1 protein-coding gene is annotated in these 2,584 nt (G+C 47.5%); it reads right to left on the bottom strand.

Annotated features, from left to right (window positions below):
* On the bottom strand, positions 1-2,481 hold a 2,481-nt coding region (locus QUA10_RS28835; RefSeq protein ID WP_333086475.1), incomplete at its 3' end, for a two-partner secretion domain-containing protein.
* Positions 2,482-2,584: the final 103 nt, after the last annotated feature.

Consider the following 2,584-nt stretch of genomic DNA (forward strand, 5'->3'; position numbering starts at 1 on the left):
GCCGCTACTTTGGGAAATCGCCGCAATATCGCTGGTAGGAATTAGAGAAGTCGGACTTACTTGCAACGCTGCAAATTCAACATCTGTTAATCCCAAAGTCGCTCGCACCTGTTCGCGACTGACTGAGGTAAACCCAAAAACATTGGGGACATTAATATTAACCCGACCACCGGCGGCCGATCGCGCATTAGCCGTAATATCACTATTTTCCTTGGGGAGAGTCACCAGAATATCGCTTTTAATGTTGATGTTGCCGCCACCAGAACTACCTGCATCAGTGGTAATTCTGCTGCCTCGGCGCAACTGGACATCCCGTGCTTCAAGGTTAATATTGGCTCCGGCACCGGATTCAGTTCTACCGTCAATGGTGCTTTGGTTGTCAAGGGAAATTGAATCTGCTTTCACGTTAATGTTACCAGCCCCTGCTGAACCCAATGCTTGCAGATTGAGTGTTCCCCCATTACGAAGAATCAATTGCCTGACATTCAGATTCAACGAACCTGCATTCGCCGTAGCATTGGGATTGATTACACCAGATGCAATCCCAACGGAAATCTGAATTTGACTGTTAAATTCACCTGAACCCCCATTCCCAATAACTTCTACACGACCCCCATTAATCGTAATGCTGCCCGCATCTCCTGCGCCTAAAGATGCCGTAGAAATAATTCCCCCATCCCGTAGAGTCAGTACGGGTGTAGAAATGTTCATACTCCCTCCGGGACTAGCAGAGTAGGCATCAGCGGAGATGAAACTAGCAGTCAGACTCCCATTCGCCAAAACTTCAGAACTACCCTCTACCGTTACTGACTCAGTAGCTTTAATTGTTAGATTACCTCCTTGCCCCGCAGTTGTATTCAAGGGTTGGTTGCCCACAACCGAGCCACTAGATAAACTAATTCCGCCTCCTTCAGAGATAATCAACCGCTTAGTGTCGATATTAATATCCCCTGCTTTCCCATTAGTGCCGACTGCGGTTGTGCCGATCAAGGTTGGGACAGGATTTCCCTGGGGAGCCCGCAGCACTTCTACTGATTCATTCGCTTTAATGTTGATATTCCCAGATGCTGCTTCAGTGCGAGTGATGCTGATCAGACCCGATCCATCACGCACTCTTAACCGTTCTGCCTCAATGCTAATGCTTCCTCCTGTGCCTGTACTCCCCGTAATTGTGCCGCTATTGATTGCTGAACTGGCTATATCCACAGTCCTGGCACGCATGATAATTTCTCCCCCATTTCCACTACCTAATGTGGGGGTACCAAGGACAGTTCCATTGTCGATCAATAACCGTCCGGTATCAATCGTGATGTCTCCTACTGCTCCAGCGCCAGAAGTGGCAGAGAGCAGCAGAATTTGTGGGTCAAAAGGGTTGATCGATCCAGTTGCCGTATAGTTACCAGCAAACACTTTATAGAGTTCGTCTCCAATCCCGATCAGTTCTACTGAATCGGTAGCGCGGATGTTGACAGCACCTCCCGCACCATTTCCTACTGTCAGCGTAAACATTTGCGCCCCACCTTCGGCCCGAAAGTTTTGGGCATTAATATCGATGCCTCTACCGTCAATATCTCCGAAAGTCAGCGCATAAATTCGCCCACCGTTGAGGTTGAAATTTCCCCCTCTAATATCGACTTTGCCACCACCTAGTCCACTGGTATTGATCGCTGAGCCGTTGGTTATTTGAATATTACCAAAGTTGGAAATCTTGTCATAGTTTAAACTTAGTCCAAATGGCGTTGACCCCAATCCAACCATCCCCGGACTAGCGACACTACCTAGCAAAATTTGTCCGGTAGATGCAGTGAGTGTTCCCTGATTTAATCCAATATCTCCTCCCACTAGGGCGAGAGTTTGTCCGGGCTGCACTGCTAAGCCAAGGTTATTAAAAATCGGCGGGAGCCCTGGAGGTAACTCTGGTAAACTCAAGGCTGGTGCTGCTGAAGAGTTAATGATTTTTCCCGGATTTTCTCGAAAGTTTAAACCGATAGGTATATTGACATTTAACAGCGGTATTGATTGGGGATTGCTGCTGCTGAATTGATAGCCATTATCGAAAACTACGCTAGCAGCAGAACTTGCTAAAAATGAACCGCGCAAATCTAGCCTCGCATTGGGGCCGAAGACGATTCCTTTGGGATTGAGTAAAAATAAGTTGGCATTCCCTTGCACTCCCAACACACCTAAAATATTAGAAGGGTTGCCACCCGTAACGCGGGTAAAAATATTCGCAATTCCGTTAGGATTGGCAAAATAGGCTCCCCGCCCTTCACGGATATTAAATTCGCGTAAACTGTGAAAGAGGTTAACGCCGCGAGTTGCCCCGCCTTCTATTCTGTCCGAGGGTAAATTATTAATCCTGTCGGGAACTGTTCGCGAACTTTCTGCACCCAAGCTATTATCGGGGATGATTTGGGCGATCGCAGGGACAGGAAACAGCAGTAAGAATGCAAAAAATAGGGCGGAAGATAGGCGGGGCATCTTTTGATTCCTGTTAATTTAGTATGAGGAAAATAGCGACGGGTTAGCTAAAACCTGAAGATTACCTATTGAGGTACGCAAACACCCGTCGGTTTCGGACTGC

Origin of the sequence: Microcoleus sp. Pol8_D6 (assembly GCF_036700965.1) — a bacterium.
Lineage (GTDB): Bacteria > Cyanobacteriota > Cyanobacteriia > Cyanobacteriales > Microcoleaceae > Microcoleus.